A 13,397-nucleotide genomic window follows, 5' to 3' on the forward strand; every position below is an offset into this window, starting at 1 on the left:
CGCCCTCGCCCGCTCCAACGCCCCCGACGTCTCGGCCTGCACCCGCTCCAACGCGGACGCATAATCCACCAACGCGCTCCCGGTGGCCTCATACCGCGCATACGCCCGCCGGATCTGGGAGACCGTGTCCTCCTTGGTCTCCATCAACGCATCCACCGCCAGGGAGACCGACCCCGCCACATCCAGACGCGACATCGCCCCCGCCGCACCATCGATCGACTCCGCGACCTCCAGATAGTCCTGCCCCCCGGCAAGCACCAGCACCGGATCCCCCGGCGTCGGATCCGCATCCAACCCCACCGGCGACCAGTCCGACGGCCTCACACCGGCCCCCCGGGCCTGGCCGGGGGCGAGGCACCCTCACCACTGATCCCGTCCGCGAGATCGGAGTCGATGTCCGTGAACGCCTGCGCGACCTGCGTCGACGCGTCGGCGAGCAGGCGCAGGTTCTCCGTCATCTTCCCGCGGGTGTCGTCCCACGAGTGCGCGAAGTCCCGCACCGCGCCCGCCAGCCCCTCGTGCCCGACCGCTTCCGCGATGCGGTCGCTCTTGGTGTTCGCGTTCTCGAACTCGTTCGCCACCCTCGTCAGGCTCGACCCCAGCTCGGTCACCGCGTCCAGGTCCACTCGCAGGTCCGCCATCGGCCCTCACTCTCCTCTGCCTGGAACGAGAGTAGCCAGGAGCACCGGTGTCGCACCACGGGAAGAACTGCCCATCAGTCCTGGTCACCGGGCCGCCGGAACGGGGGGGACCCGGTCAGACGGTCCGGGGACCGGCGGCCGCTGGGCTCGGGCCGGTGCACGAAGAGCGCGGGCGGCAGGCCTCGGGCGCGCGGACCTCGTGCGACGCCGTAGCCTGGCCGGATGGATACCGAAGAGCGCCTCGCCGTCTTCCTCGACTACGAGAACCTTGCGCTCGGCGCCCGCGAGCACCTCGGCGGCATGCAGTTCGACTTCAAGCCGATCGCCGACGCGCTGGCCGTGCGCGGCCGTGTCGTCGTGCGCCGCGCCTACGCGGACTGGTCGTACTTCGACGAGGACCGCCGCGCCCTGACCCGCCACCAGGTCGAGCTCATCGAGATGCCGCAGCGCATGGGTGCGTCCCGCAAGAACGCCGCCGACATCAAGATGGTCGTCGACGCGATCGAGATGGCCTTCGAGCGCGAGTACATCACCACGTTCGTCATGTGCACCGGCGACTCGGACTTCTCCCCGCTCGTCCACAAGCTGCGCGAGCTCGACAAGCGGGTCATCGGCGTCGGCGTCGAGAACTCCACGTCGCGCCTGCTGCCGCCCGCCTGTGACGAGTTCCTCTTCTACGACCGGCTCGAGGGCGTCGACGTGCCCGACGAGTCGGAGGCCCCCGCCCCGAAGCGGTCCGGCAGGGGCGGCCCGTCCCGGTCGTCCGCGAGGTCCGGCGGCCGCGGACGCGGGAAGACGGCGGTGCCCGCCGAGGAGGCAGCGGTCGCGGAGCCGCTTGCCACGGAGGGGACGGCCCCGGTGCCCGCGCCCGCCGAGGCCGCCGCCTCGTCGACCGCGTCGTCGACCCGCGGTCGACGCAAGAAGGCCGCCGAACCGGAGCCCGTCGTCGAGCCCGAGGTCGAGCCGACGTCGTCGTCCGCCGTCGACGACGAGCACGACGACGTGACGACGCACGAGGAGCCCACCATGGAGGTGCGGGTCGCACAGACCCTCGCCGACATGCAGTCGTCCACCAGCGGCGCGATCACCGCGTCCATGCTCAAGCGGACCCTCGTGCGCAAGGACCCCACGTTCAGCGAGTCCGACTACGGCTTCCGCACGTTCGGGGAGTTCCTGAGCTTCCTGGCGGACCGTGACTTCGTCGTGCTGACGGCGGGCCCCGCCGCCGGCGACCCCGTCGTCGCCCTGCCCGCACAGCCCGACACGGCGCACGCCTTCGACCTGCTGCGCACCGTGGTGGCCTCCGACGGCGGGACGGCCCAGCTCTCCGGCCTGAAGAACGAGCTGCGCAAGCGCCGGCCCGACTTCTCGGAGAAGGCGCTGGGATACCGCGGATTCCTGCAGTTCGCCAAGGCCGCCGCGGCCGCGGACGCCGTGAAGCTGGCCTGGGACGACACCGCCGAGGACTACCTCGTCACCGTCGCGTGACCCGCGCGGCGGGCCGCGGGCCTGCCCGGGGTGCTTCCGGCGGGGGGCACAATGGTGCGGTGACCTACCGGTTCCTGCGCCTCGTCCTGTCGCTCCTGGTGTACGCGCTGCTGCGCCCGAGCGTCACGGGCCTGCACAACGTCCCCCGCCGCGGCCCGGTGATCCTGGCGAGCAACCACCTGTCGTTCATCGACTCGATCATCATCCCGCTCGTCGTGCCGCGGCACGTCACGTTCATCGCCAAGGCGGAGTACTGGACGCAGCGGGGGATCAAGGGCCGGGTCTACCGCTGGTTCTTCACCACGATGGGCAACATCCCCGTCGACCGGGACGACCCGCGCGCCGGCCAGCGCTCGCTCGACGACGCGCTGGCGGTGCTGCAGCGCGGTGGTGCGTTCGGGATCTACCCCGAGGGCACCCGCTCCCGCGACGGCAAGCTGCACGCCGGGCACACCGGTGTCGCGTGGCTGGCCCTCGCGGGCTCGGCGCCCGTCGTCCCCGTGGCGCTGCGCGGCACGGACAAGGTGCAGCCCGTCGGCAGGCGGCTGCCCCGACCGGTGCGCGGCGTCCAGGTGCACTTCGGCGCCCCCATCGACCCGTCGCGGCAGATCACGGACGGCGCCCGCCCCGCGCAGGTGCGCCGTGAGCTGACCAACCACGTCATGGAGTCCATCCACAAGATGAGCGGTCAGGAGCTTGCCGCATGACGTCGCCGTCGTCCAAGGGTGAGGACGTCCAGCGCCTCTTCGACACCGTCCCGGACTACTACGACCGGATGAACCGCCTCATGACCCTGGGGCGGCACGCGGCGTGGTGCCGCGACGTCGTGAAGCGGGCGCAGCTGCCCGCGGGCGGCTCGCTGCTCGACATCGCGACCGGCACGGGCGTCATCGCCCTCGAGGCGGCCCGGCGTTACCCGGGCGCCACCGTCTACGGCGTCGACTTCTCCGAGGGGATGCTCGCCGGTGCGCGGGAGAAGCCCGGCGCCGAGGTCGTGACCTGGCAGTTCGCGGACGCGAACGACCTGGAGTTCGACGACGCGTCGTTCGACGCCGTCACGCACGGCTACCTGCTGCGCAACGTCGAGGACGCCGAACGGGTGCTCGCCGAGCAGCTGCGGGTGCTCCGGCCGGGCGGCCGGCTCGTCATCCTGGAGACCTGCCCGCCGCGCGGCCTGCTGCGGTGGCCGGTGGCGCTCGGGGTGAAGGTCGTGATCCCGCTGCTCGGGCAGATCGTCGCACGTGACCGCAAGTCGTACACGTACCTCGAGGAGTCCACGCTCGGGTTCATGTCGCCCGAGCAGGTCGCCGAGATCCTGCGCCGGCTGGGGTTCGTCTCGGTCTCGTTCGTCCGCCGGTTCCTCGGCACGCACATGATCGTCACCGCGACCAAGCCGTAGGCGCGACCCCTCGCCCCTCGCGGCGGAGGCAGGTTCCCCCGGGTGGGGGAGGCGCCGTCGCGCCGTGCGCGGAACACTGGCGGGCATGGTGGGGCGGACGACGGCGGGCGGACGGCGCGCTCGCCTGCGCGGTGTGCTGATGCCGCTGACCAGCGCGACGACGGTGCGCGCGGGGATCTATCTCGTGGTCGGCGGCGTGGTGGCCGGGGCCTACGGAGTGCTGGCCGTGGGGTTCGGCCAGATGCTGCTGGCCCCGTCCTCGCCGCGCGCGGCGGTGGTGGTGCTGGCCGCGGTGACCGCCGTCCTCGTCGGCGCACCACCGTTCCTCGCGCCGGTGCGGGCGCTGCAGATCGCGGCGGCGCGCACCTTCCTCGACGTCGACGCGCGTGACCTGCCCGACCCGGCCGGCCCGCCGACGGCGGCGACCCGCTGGCGGGGCGCCGCATGGTTCGCGCTGCACCTGGCCCTCGGGACAGCCGTCGTCCTGGGGCTGCTCATGGCCGTTCCCCTCGCCACCCAGCTCGTGCTGTCCGCCGTGGGGGTGGACCGCTCGTTCCTGGTGCAGGTCGTGCCCACGATCACGCGGTACCCGGCGCTGTGGGTGGCGGTCGCCGTGCTGCTGGTCCTGGCGCTGCCGTACGCGACGACGGCGGCGCGGCACCTGCTGAGGCAGGCCGCCGTGCCGCTGCTCGGTCCGGACCAGACGGCGCGGATCGCCGAGCTGGAGGCGCAGGCCGACCGGCTCGCGCAGCGCGGTCGCCTCGCCCGCGAGCTGCACGACTCGGTGGGGCACGCGCTGACCGTCACGACGCTCCAGGCAGCGGCCGCGGCCCGGCTGCTCGACACGGACCCGGACGCCGCGCGGCGCTCGCTCGCGGCGGTGGAGGAGACGGGGCGGTCCGCGATGGCCGACCTGGACCACGTGCTCGGGCTGCTGCGCGGCGGCGCGGCGGAGGGTCCCGGGGGGCAGCGGGCGCCGGCCCGCTCGCTCGCCGACCTGCCCGGGCTCGTCGCCGACGCCCGGCACGCGGGGGCGGACGTGCGGCTCACGACGGATCAGCGGGGCGGGACCCAGGACGTGCCGAGGGCCGTCTCGCACGAGGCGTACCGCGTGGTGCAGGAGGCGCTCACCAACGCGATGCGGCACGCGCCCGGGGGTGCGGTGACGGTGCGGGTCGCCGGCGGCGGCACGCGCGTCCTCGAGGTCGAGGTGACGAATCCCTGGGTCGCGCGGGACGCGACCCCGGGAGGCGGTCGCGGCCTGCTCGGCATGTCCGAGCGGGTGCGGCTGCTCGGCGGGACGCTCGTCACCGGGCCGCAGGACGGCGTGTGGGTGGTGCGGGCGCGCTTCGGGCGGTGAGCCGCCCTCAGACCCCGCGAGGCGCCGGCAGCTCGCGCAGCCCGCGCAGCGGGCTGCGCAGGACGCTGAGGCTGGCGAGGCAGTGCACGGCCGCCATGACGAAGATCGTCTCGCGGACCCCGACGACGTCGCCGAGCGCCCCGGCCACCACGCCCGCCAACGGCATGGTGCCGAAGTTGACGAACTGGCTCGTGGTCGAGACCCGTCCCATGAGCTCCAGCGGCACGTAGCGCTGCTTCCAGGACGCCCGCAGCACGTTCCCCGCGACGACGGCGAGCCCGACGAAGAACTGGCCCGCGACGACCCACGCGATCCCGGGCCCGGCGGAGCCGAGCCCGACCAGGAGCGTCGGCGGACCGGCGGCGACCATGAGGACGACGGTCGCGCGGCCGCTGCCGAGGCGCCGGCTGAGCCGGGTGGCCAGGGTCGCGCCGAGCAGCCCGCCGCAGCTGCCGATCATGAGCGCCGCGCCGAGCGTGGAGGGGCTGAGGCCGACGTCGCGCACGAGGAAGACGACCAGCAGCGCGCCGTACCCGGTGAGCCCGAAGTTGGAGATCCCGCCGACGACGACGAACCACCGCAGGTAGCGGTCGGACGCCACGAACGCCACGCCCTCGCGGATGCGCACCCGCAGGGGGACGGGGGCCGCGCGCTCGGCCGCGGGCCGGGTGCCGTGCTCCGGGCGGATGCGCCACAGGCACACGGCGGAGACCAGGAAGCTCACGGCGTCCAGCACCAGCCCGCCCGCCGCGCCCACCGCCTGGGCCATCGCCCCGCCCACGCCCGGGCCGGCGATGTGCATGGCGGACTCGGTGCCGATGAGGCGGGAGTTAGCGCCCTCGAGCTGGTCGGCCGGCACCACCTGGGGGAGGAACACGACGTACGCGGTGCGGAAGAACACCGTGGTGGTGCCCGCGACGAGGGCGGCGCCCACCAGGTGCGGCATGGTGAGCACGTCGAGGGCGGCGGCGACCGGCACGCTCGCGATCCCGGCGGCCGCCGCGACGTCGGCCACGATCATCACGGTGCGCGCGGGGAGGCGGTCCACCCATGCCCCGGCGGGCAGGCCGACGAGCAGCCACGGCAGCCACGCGGCGGCGGTGAGCAGGCCCACGGCGAACGCGCTCGCCTCCAGCTCGAGCACGGCGACGAGCGGGAGCAGCACCGACGTCGTCGCGTTGCCGAGGACACTGACACCCTCCCCGAGCCACAGGCGCGTGAAGTTCCGGTTGCGCGCCAGCGGACGCACCGCCGCGGCGTCGGGCATCGTGGTGTCGGGCGTCGTGGTGTCGGGCGTCGTGGTCGCGGGCACCGCGGCGTCGGGCGGGGCGGCGCGGAGGCGGTCGGCGCTCATGGCTGCGCCGGGAACGCGCGGGCGAAGAACAGGACGGGTTCGCGCTCGACGTCGTCGTCGGGGCGGGTGTCGCGGCCCCACCGCGCCAGGAGCTCCTGGAGCTCTTCTGCGAACCGGCTGAGCTCCGCGGGGGACAGGCGCATCCAGTGCTGCGTGGCGAACGCGGTCGCGTCCCACTCGGGCGCGGACCCGGAGCTGGCCAGCCACGCGCGGGTGCGCTCCATCTGCCGCTGGAGGTCCAGGGCCTCGGCGGCCTCCGCGGCGGCGAGCGCGGAGGGGTCGTCGGCGAACTCCTGCCGCGACCAGCGCAGACCGGCGGTGACCAGGCGCCAGACGCGCTCGCGGCGGTCCTTCGCGAGCTCGGGTGCGTCCTCCACGAGGCCGGCCTCGTGCAGCACCTTGAGGTGGTGGCTGGCGCTGCCGACCGCCTGGCCGGTGCGGCGGGCGAGCGCCGAGGTGGTCGAGGGTCCGTCCACCTTGAGCGCGTCCAGGACGCGCGCCCGGAACGGGTTCGCCAGGGCGGCGAGCGCCTTCGCCTCGGTGAGGGTGCGGACGGCGGGTGCGGGCGACGGGGTCGGGTCTTCGTCGGGGGCCATGCGTTCGACCATAGACCCACAAGAAGCGTTGTACAAGAGTTCTTGTGGAATGACGCGGGCTCCGGCCCGACGGTCCGCGCGCCGTCCGCGCACCGACGGTGGCGGGTACGGCAGGATCGACCGGGTGACCCTCCCGAGCAGCAGCGACCGTGCGCCGACCCGTATCGCGCTCGTCGACGACGAGCCGCTGGTGCGTGCCGGCCTCCGCGTCATCCTCGACGCGGAGCCGGACCTCGTCGTCGTCGCCGAGGCGGACGACGGCACCGGCGTGCCCGCGCTCGTCGCCGAGTCCCGGCCCGACGTGGTCCTCATGGACGTGCGGATGCCACGCGTGGACGGCATCGCGGCGACCCGGGCCGTCGTCGCCGGTGACCGGCCCGGCGCCCCGGCGCCCCGCGTGCTCGTGCTGACGACGTTCGAGAACGACGACCACGTGCTCGACGCCCTGCACGCGGGCGCCCAGGGGTTCCTGCTCAAGCGGGCGCGGCCCGAGGAGGTCGCCCAGGCGGTGCGCGTCGTCGCCCGCGGCGACTCGTTGCTCTTCCCGGACGCCGTCAGGCGCCTGGTCGCGAGCGCGGGCGCCACGGACGGCGGCGACGGCCTGCGCGGTGCCCGGCTGACCGAGCGCGAGGGCGAGGTGCTGCGGCTCGTCGCCGCGGGCCTGTCCAACGCGGAGATCGCCGCACGGCTCTACCTGGGCGTCGAGACGGTCCGCACGCACGTCGGGAACGTGCTGGCCAAGCTCGGCGTGCGCGACCGCACCCAGGCCGTGGTGCGCGCGTACGAGTCCGGGTTCGTGCCGGTGCGAGGCGGGACCGCCTCACCCCGGTAGGGCCGCACCGCGGCCGTCCTCCCGCGTGCGCGGAGGATCAGGGACGCAGCACGTCGGCGAGCCGGGCACCCAGTTCCGCGCCGTCGGCGCCGTGCACCAGCGGGGCGTCGGGCACGGGCCGGTCGTCGCGCCGGCCCGCGGGGCGGGCGCGCCCCACCTGCCGGATGGCGATCGCGACGACACGACCGGGCCACCGGTCCGCCGCACGCACGTACACGTCCTCGTCCTGCTGCCCGGCGTCGCCCACGAGCAGCCAGCGGACCTCGGGATACGTGCGCATCAGCCGGTCGAGGCTGTCGCTCTTGTACTGGGCGCCGCTGCGGAACCAGCCGGACTGCGTCGGCCCCCAGTCGGTCAGCAGCATCGGGCCCGCCACGAAGCCGTGCCGGTCGAGGAACCCGGCCAGCGTCTCCGCCGTGTTCCACGCGCCGTTGGAGAGATAGACGAACGGGGCCCCCGGGTGATCCGCCGCGAGCCGCTGGTACAGCGCCGACATCCCGGGCACCGGACGTCGCGCGCGCGCCCGCAGGGCGAACGTGTTCCACGCCGCCACCAGCGGACGCGGGACGCCGGTGATCATCGTCGTGTCGTCGATGTCGCTCACCACGCCGAAGGTGGCGTCGTCCCCGACGACCAGCACCGCCGCCGTGACGGTCGTGCCGGTGGTCGTGCCGGTCGTCGTGAACGTCGCGTCGTGCCGGCCCGGCGGCAGGGGCGCGTCGTCGGGCAGCGAGACCTCGACGTCCACGTACCCGGCCCGATCGGTCTCGACGTCCACCACCGCGCCGCCCACGGCGATGCGCACCGCCTCACGGGGGGCGGGGAGGGTCAGGTAGCTCCACAGCCCGCGGCGGTCGCCGTCCCGCACGGGCGCGCGGGGCCCGTCCGCCCGCGACGGCGGCACCAGCAGCAGCCGTGCCAGCACCCGGACGCGACGCGGGGTGCCGTACCCGGTGTACGTGATGACGCGGGGCACCCAGCCGCGGCGACGGGCGAGCGCCCCCGCGACGTGGCACCACCGGTCCTCGACCACCGCCGCCAGGTGGGGCCGCTGGGTGGGTCGCTCGGACGCGTGCCGCAGGACGGTGCCGTTCGGGTCAGACATGCCCCGATTCTCTCTGCTCCCGCTCGTTCGTACCGGTCCGGCGCGTCACGACCGGCCGGCAGCCGCCCGGCCCAGGCCGGCACCGGCCTGCGCGGCGACGGCCGGGCACGTCGTGAGGTGGTCGTCCACGAGGCCGCACGCCTGCATGGCGGCGTAGGCCGTCGTCGGGCCGAAGAAGCGGAACCCCTCGGCCTTGAGGGCCTTGGCCATCGCCTTCGACTCCGGAGTCCACGCCGGCACGTCCGTCCACGTCGCGACCCGTCCCGCCCGCGCCGCGGGCGCGAACGACCAGAACAGCTCGTCGAGCGTGCGGCCCGCGTCGTGCAGCGCGAGCACGGCGCGGGCGTTGCCGATGGTGGCCTCGATCTTCTGCCGGTTGCGGATGATGCGGGCGTCGCCGAGCAGCCGCTGGACGTCGTCCTCGGTGAACGCCGCCACCCGCTCGGGGTCGAACCCCTCGAAGACCTCCCGGAACGCGGGCCGCTTGCGCAGGACGGTGATCCAGGAGAGCCCGGACTGGAAGCCCTCCAGCGCGATCCGTTCCAGCAGCTCCGCCTCGCCGTGCACGGGTACGCCCCACTCGTCGTCGTGGTACGCGGAGTAGAGCGGGTCGCCGTCGCCGAAGCAGCGGGCGGCCGGGGGAGCGGAGGGATCGGTCATGCACCCAGCCTGACGCACAGGACCGACACGCGAGCTCGCTCGTCCACAGGCGGCAGCGGCCGGCAGGACGGCGCCCGCGGGTGGCGCCACCGCGGGCCGCCCGGCCGGGGCTGGGAGGATCTGCCCATGACCGTGCTGCGCTCGCTGCTCCTGTTCGGTGCCGCCGCCCTGCTCGAGATCGGCGGCGCGTGGCTCGTGTGGCAAGGGTTGCGCGAGCACCGCGGCTGGCTCTGGGTGGGCGCGGGGGTGATCGCGCTCGGCCTGTACGGCGCCGTCGCCACCCTGCAGCCGGACGCGAGCTTCGGCCGCATCCTCGCGGCCTACGGCGGCGTGTTCGTGGCCGGCTCCCTGCTGTGGGGCATGGTCGTGGACGGCTTCCGGCCAGACCGGTGGGACGTGCTCGGCGCCCTCGTGTGCCTGGGCGGCGTCGCCATCATCATGTACGCCCCGCGCACCTCGTGACCGCCACGACGTCAGCGGGCCGGGAACGTCAGGGGGCCGGGACCGGCCGGGACCGTCAGCGGGCCGGGACCGTCAGCGGCTCGCCCGGTGCCAGCCGGCGGTACCCGACCGTGCCGACGAGACCCGTCGTGATCCGGTCGAACACTCGTTTGCCGACGTCGGACAGCAGGGCGTCGTGGATCGGCACCACGAGGCCGGGCGACACCTGGCGGACATAGTCCACGGCGTCGGAGAGCCGGAGCCACGGCGCGCTGACCGGCAGCGCCAGCACCTGGGGTCGTACGCCGTCGGGCAGGCCGGGGAAGGCGTCGCCCGGGTGCAGCACCGAGCCCTCGACGAGGTAGCCGACGTTCTCCAGCACCGGGATGTCGGGATGGATGACGGCGTGCGCGCCGCCCACCGTCCGGACCGCGAACCCCGCGGCCTCGAGCTCGTGCCCCGCGGCGACGGCGTGCACCCGCTCGGCCGGAGCGCCCGCGGCGACCAGCGCGGCGACCACCGGGGCCGGTGCCCACACCGCGGGTCCGTCGTCACCGGCGACGACCGTCGCGAGCCGCTCGGGCGTCACGTGGTCCGGGTGCTCGTGGGTGACGAGCACCGCTGCGGCGCCGTCGAGGATCGCCGGGTCGGTGAACGGCCCCGGGTCGATCACGAGCCGTGTGCCCTCGCGTTCGAGGCGCAGGCCGGCGTGGCCCCAGCAGGTGAGCTCGAGCGAGCCCGTCTCGGGTACCGGCTTCTCGGTGGGCGGCACGGTGGTTCCTCTCGGTGCGGGGGTGGTCGTCACGACTCGATCATGCCGTGACCGATCTTCGTCCGGCCGCCCGACGGGAAGGCCGCCATCCGCGCCGTGGCGCCGGTCGGTGGTGCTCGGCGGAGGCGTGGAACGAATCGGTTCGATGAAGACACGAGCCGATGGCCGGAACGCCGGGAGAAACGGGGCCTTGTGCGACCCGTTCTACGTCCGCTAGTGTCGAACCGGTTCGCAACGATGTGCACCGACGATCGAGCAGGAGGCGTAGTGGCCACCATCGGGGACGTCGCCCGGGTCGCGGGCGTGTCGCGCAGCACCGCGTCATACGCGCTGTCGGGCAAGCGCGCCATCTCCGCCGCCGTGCGGCGCCGGGTCGAGGACGCCGTCCGCGAGCTCGGCTACACCCCGAACGCCGGAGCCCGGGCGCTCGCCACCTCTCAGACGATGGTCATCGGCCTGCTCGCACAGTTCCTCGAGGACGAGTTCGCGCCCGCGATGCTGCAGTACATGCTCGGCGTCTCCGACACCGCGCGGGAGCTGGGCTACGACATCCTGCTGTCGACGGAGGCCGACGGTCGCAACGCGCTGCGGCGCATGACCGACTCGCGGATGGTCGACGGCATCGTGCTGCTCAACGTCGCGGAGCACGACGACCGCCTCCCGATCCTCCGTGCCGCGCCGCAGCCCGGCGCCCTCGTGGGCCTGCCCGCCGACTGCACCGGCGTCGACGTCTTCGACCTCGACTTCGAGGACGCGGGCCGGCTGATGGTGGACCACCTGCACCGGCTCGGTCACCGCGAGCTCGTGCTGGTCTCGCAGCCCGAGCACGTCGTCGAGCGCGGGGGCGCCTACGTGTGGCGGCTGCAGAACGCCGCGATCGAGGCCGCCCGCGTGCGCGGCATCTCCCTGCACGCCACCTTCGCCTCGTCGAGTCAGCCCGACGTCGCGCGCGAGCTCGGTGCGCTGCTCGACGCCCACCCGCAGGCCACCGGACTGCTCGTCAACAACGAGGCCGCGGCCGCCGCCCTGCCCACCGTCCTGCACGCGCGCGGGCTGACGGCGCCCGCGGACCTGTCCGTCGTGGGGCGCTACTCGGACGAGTTCGCCCGCACGTTCTCCCTGCCCTACTCCTCGATCGAGAGCGCCCCGGACCGCCTCGGCCGGATGGCCGTGCGCGAGCTCGTGCGCCGTATCGAGGGGCAGGCGGGGCCCGACGAGCCGCACGTCGTCCGGTTCGTCTCGCCCGAGCTCGTCGACCGGGGCAGCACGGCGGCCCCGCGAGAGGGCTGAGGGCAACCCGCACACACCTTGCGGCGTTGCCGTCGGCCCATCGTCGAACCGGTTCGCCAATCGCGATCGCCGGCACCACCGACCCGCAGCACCCACCGATCCGCAGCACCACCGCAGCAGACCCAGCCGTCGACGACGTCGGCCAACGTTCAAGGAGGAACCGCCATGCAGCACACCGTGCGACACCCCCGGCGCAAGCCCACCACCCTCGCGGCCGCGGCCGCCCTCGCCCTGGTGGGCGTCGGCGTGCTGGGCGCCTGCTCGTCCGGCGGCGGCGCCGGCGGTCCGGGCGCGTCCGGGGGCAGCGACGACACCTACACCTGGTGGGACCCGTACCCGCAGCACGACGCGTCGTCCGACTGGGCCGGCCGCGTGCAGGCTTGCGGCGAGGAGGCGGGCGTCACCATCGAGCGCACCGCCTACGACACCACCGCTCTGACCAACCAGGCGCTGCTCGCCGCGCAGGAGGGCGCGTCCCCGGACGTCATCCTGCTGGACAACCCCGCCGTCTCCACGCTCGCCGACACCGGCATGCTCACGACGGTCGAGGAGTTCGGTCTCGACACCTCCGCGATCGACCAGAACCTGCTCGACGCGGGCGTCGTGGACGGCGCGGCGTACGGCATCCCGATCGGCGCGAACACGCTCTCGCTCTACTACAACGCCGAGGTGCTCGCCGACGCGGGCGTCGACCCGGAGTCGATCGGCGACTGGGACTCCCTGACCGCCGCGCTGAAGAAGGTCACCGAAGCGGGCCACAAGGGCATCACCTTCGCCGGCATCGGCACCGAGGAGGGCTCGTTCCAGTTCCTGCCCTGGTTCTGGGGAGCGGGCGCGGACCTCACCGACCTCGACTCGCCCGAGGCGGTCGAGGCCCTGGAGCTGTGGACGGGCTGGCTCGACAAGGGGTACGCCCCCAACTCGGTCATCAACAACTCGCAGAACACCACGTGGGAGGAGTTCCTCACCGGGGACTTCGGGTTCGTCGAGAACGGCACGTGGCAGGTCAACAGCGCGGCCGACGCGGGCTTCGAGACCGGCATCGTCCAGCTCCCGGGCAAGGACGGCGGCGTGGCACCCGCCCCGACAGGTGGCGAGTTCATCGTCGCTCCCGTCCAGGAGGACACGGACCGTTACGAGACCACGCGCGCGATCGTCGAGTGCATGACGACGCCCGAGGGCTTCGTCGAGACGGCGAACACGTTCGCGTACTACATCCCGCCGACCCAGGACGGCCAGACGGCGCTCCTCGAGGAGTCGCCCGAGCTCGAGCCGTGGGTCGAGGCCGTGAACAGCGCCAAGGGCCGCACCAGCGACGGGCTCGGCACGGACTACCCGGTCATCTCGGAGGCCCTGTGGACGGCGGTGCAGAACGCGCTGTCCGGGGCGGCGTCCCCGGCCGACGCGCTCGCGACGGCGCAGGCCGACGCGGAGTCCGGCACCCACTGATCGAAGGACG

The 13,397-nt window shown here is 74.2% G+C and carries 15 protein-coding genes; 8 read left to right on the forward strand and 7 right to left on the reverse strand.

The genetic code is table 11. From position 1 onward, the window contains the following. Positions 1 to 324 (reverse strand): hypothetical protein (locus LEP48_RS14475; RefSeq protein WP_225566318.1); only part of this gene is annotated, 324 nt, incomplete at its 3' end. Next, positions 321 to 641 carry a hypothetical protein gene (locus LEP48_RS14480; RefSeq protein ID WP_225566319.1) on the reverse strand — a complete coding sequence of 107 codons (321 nt, stop codon included), beginning with the start codon at positions 639 to 641 and terminating at the stop codon, positions 321 to 323. The genes LEP48_RS14475 and LEP48_RS14480, both read right to left, overlap by 4 nt. A gap of 222 nt (positions 642 to 863) precedes the next feature. Between LEP48_RS14480 and LEP48_RS14485 the strand changes: the two genes are divergently transcribed. The 4 genes from LEP48_RS14485 to LEP48_RS14500 all read left to right on the forward strand — a co-directional run bounded on the left by LEP48_RS14485 (position 864) and on the right by LEP48_RS14500 (position 4,888). Next, positions 864 to 2,129: a PIN domain-containing protein gene (locus LEP48_RS14485; RefSeq protein WP_225566320.1), complete on the forward strand. Its 1,266-nt coding sequence runs from the start codon at positions 864 to 866 to the stop codon at positions 2,127 to 2,129. Positions 2,130 to 2,188: 59 nt separating this feature from the next. Further along, on the forward strand, positions 2,189 to 2,836 hold the full coding sequence (locus LEP48_RS14490) for a lysophospholipid acyltransferase family protein (RefSeq protein ID WP_225566321.1): 648 nt from the start codon (positions 2,189 to 2,191) through the stop codon (positions 2,834 to 2,836). Beyond that, the gene (locus LEP48_RS14495; RefSeq protein ID WP_225566322.1) at positions 2,833 to 3,528 is read left to right on the forward strand and encodes a ubiquinone/menaquinone biosynthesis methyltransferase; all 696 of its coding nucleotides are present in this window, start codon (positions 2,833 to 2,835) and stop codon (positions 3,526 to 3,528) included. The genes LEP48_RS14490 and LEP48_RS14495 overlap by 4 nt, the downstream gene beginning before the upstream one ends. A gap of 139 nt (positions 3,529 to 3,667) precedes the next feature. Then, positions 3,668 to 4,888 carry a sensor histidine kinase gene (locus tag LEP48_RS14500; RefSeq protein WP_225566324.1) on the forward strand — a complete coding sequence of 407 codons (1,221 nt, stop codon included), beginning with the start codon at positions 3,668 to 3,670 and terminating at the stop codon, positions 4,886 to 4,888. A 7-nt stretch (positions 4,889 to 4,895) separates the two neighbouring features. Here LEP48_RS14500 and LEP48_RS14505 read toward each other — a convergent pair whose 3' ends face one another. Both LEP48_RS14505 and LEP48_RS14510 read right to left on the reverse strand, forming a co-directional pair. Further along, on the reverse strand, positions 4,896 to 6,242 hold the full coding sequence (locus tag LEP48_RS14505; RefSeq protein WP_225566325.1) for an MFS transporter: 1,347 nt from the start codon (positions 6,240 to 6,242) through the stop codon (positions 4,896 to 4,898). After that, positions 6,239 to 6,838, reverse strand: a complete 600-nt coding sequence (locus LEP48_RS14510; RefSeq protein WP_225566326.1) for an ArsR/SmtB family transcription factor — start codon at positions 6,836 to 6,838, stop codon at positions 6,239 to 6,241. The genes LEP48_RS14505 and LEP48_RS14510 overlap by 4 nt, the downstream gene beginning before the upstream one ends. 124 nt (positions 6,839 to 6,962) lie before the next feature. Between LEP48_RS14510 and LEP48_RS14515 the strand changes: the two genes are divergently transcribed. Further along, complete coding sequence (locus LEP48_RS14515) at positions 6,963 to 7,670, forward strand: response regulator (protein ID WP_225566327.1); 708 nt, start codon at positions 6,963 to 6,965, stop codon at positions 7,668 to 7,670. Positions 7,671 to 7,707: 37 nt separating this feature from the next. Here LEP48_RS14515 and LEP48_RS14520 read toward each other — a convergent pair whose 3' ends face one another. Both LEP48_RS14520 and LEP48_RS14525 read right to left on the reverse strand, forming a co-directional pair. Then, the gene (locus LEP48_RS14520; RefSeq protein ID WP_225566328.1) at positions 7,708 to 8,775 is read right to left on the reverse strand and encodes an App1 family protein; all 1,068 of its coding nucleotides are present in this window, start codon (positions 8,773 to 8,775) and stop codon (positions 7,708 to 7,710) included. Positions 8,776 to 8,820: 45 nt separating this feature from the next. Further along, entirely contained in the window at positions 8,821 to 9,435 is a 615-nt protein-coding gene (locus LEP48_RS14525) for a DNA-3-methyladenine glycosylase I (protein WP_225566329.1), read from the reverse strand. A 126-nt stretch (positions 9,436 to 9,561) separates the two neighbouring features. Here LEP48_RS14525 and LEP48_RS14530 point away from each other — a divergent pair, with 126 nt between their 5' ends. Continuing rightward, entirely contained in the window at positions 9,562 to 9,897 is a 336-nt protein-coding gene (locus LEP48_RS14530; RefSeq protein WP_225566330.1) for a YnfA family protein, read from the forward strand. Positions 9,898 to 9,952: 55 nt separating this feature from the next. Here the strand turns inward: LEP48_RS14530 and LEP48_RS14535 are convergent, their stop codons facing one another. Further along, positions 9,953 to 10,681 (reverse strand): MBL fold metallo-hydrolase, encoded by a 729-nt coding sequence (locus LEP48_RS14535; RefSeq protein WP_225566331.1) that lies wholly within the window; start codon positions 10,679 to 10,681, stop codon positions 9,953 to 9,955. 234 nt (positions 10,682 to 10,915) lie between these two features. Here LEP48_RS14535 and LEP48_RS14540 point away from each other — a divergent pair, with 234 nt between their 5' ends. Next, on the forward strand, positions 10,916 to 11,938 hold the full coding sequence (locus LEP48_RS14540) for a LacI family DNA-binding transcriptional regulator (RefSeq protein ID WP_225566332.1): 1,023 nt from the start codon (positions 10,916 to 10,918) through the stop codon (positions 11,936 to 11,938). 165 nt (positions 11,939 to 12,103) lie between these two features. Then, positions 12,104 to 13,387 (forward strand): sugar ABC transporter substrate-binding protein, encoded by a 1,284-nt coding sequence (locus tag LEP48_RS14545; protein ID WP_225566333.1) that lies wholly within the window; start codon positions 12,104 to 12,106, stop codon positions 13,385 to 13,387. Positions 13,388 to 13,397 lie beyond the last annotated feature (10 nt).

The sequence above is a fragment of the Isoptericola luteus genome (assembly GCF_020297055.1).
Taxonomy (GTDB): Bacteria; Actinomycetota; Actinomycetes; order Actinomycetales; family Cellulomonadaceae; genus Isoptericola; species Isoptericola luteus.

What these genes read in the sequence shown, in the direction of transcription:
- LEP48_RS14520 (WP_225566328.1), bottom strand. Translation starts at nt 8,775, where the DNA reads ATGTCTGACCCGAACGGCACCGTCCTGCGGCACGCGTCCGAGCGACCC.
- LEP48_RS14500 (WP_225566324.1), top strand. Translation starts at nt 3,668, where the DNA reads ATGCCGCTGACCAGCGCGACGACGGTGCGCGCGGGGATCTATCTCGTG.
- LEP48_RS14505 (WP_225566325.1), bottom strand. Translation starts at nt 6,242, where the DNA reads ATGAGCGCCGACCGCCTCCGCGCCGCCCCGCCCGACGCCGCGGTGCCC.
- LEP48_RS14480 (WP_225566319.1), bottom strand. Translation starts at nt 641, where the DNA reads ATGGCGGACCTGCGAGTGGACCTGGACGCGGTGACCGAGCTGGGGTCG.
- LEP48_RS14495 (WP_225566322.1), top strand. Translation starts at nt 2,833, where the DNA reads ATGACGTCGCCGTCGTCCAAGGGTGAGGACGTCCAGCGCCTCTTCGAC.
- LEP48_RS14530 (WP_225566330.1), top strand. Translation starts at nt 9,562, where the DNA reads ATGACCGTGCTGCGCTCGCTGCTCCTGTTCGGTGCCGCCGCCCTGCTC.
- LEP48_RS14545 (WP_225566333.1), top strand. Translation starts at nt 12,104, where the DNA reads ATGCAGCACACCGTGCGACACCCCCGGCGCAAGCCCACCACCCTCGCG.
- LEP48_RS14510 (WP_225566326.1), bottom strand. Translation starts at nt 6,838, where the DNA reads ATGGCCCCCGACGAAGACCCGACCCCGTCGCCCGCACCCGCCGTCCGC.
- LEP48_RS14525 (WP_225566329.1), bottom strand. Translation starts at nt 9,435, where the DNA reads ATGACCGATCCCTCCGCTCCCCCGGCCGCCCGCTGCTTCGGCGACGGC.
- LEP48_RS14485 (WP_225566320.1), top strand. Translation starts at nt 864, where the DNA reads ATGGATACCGAAGAGCGCCTCGCCGTCTTCCTCGACTACGAGAACCTT.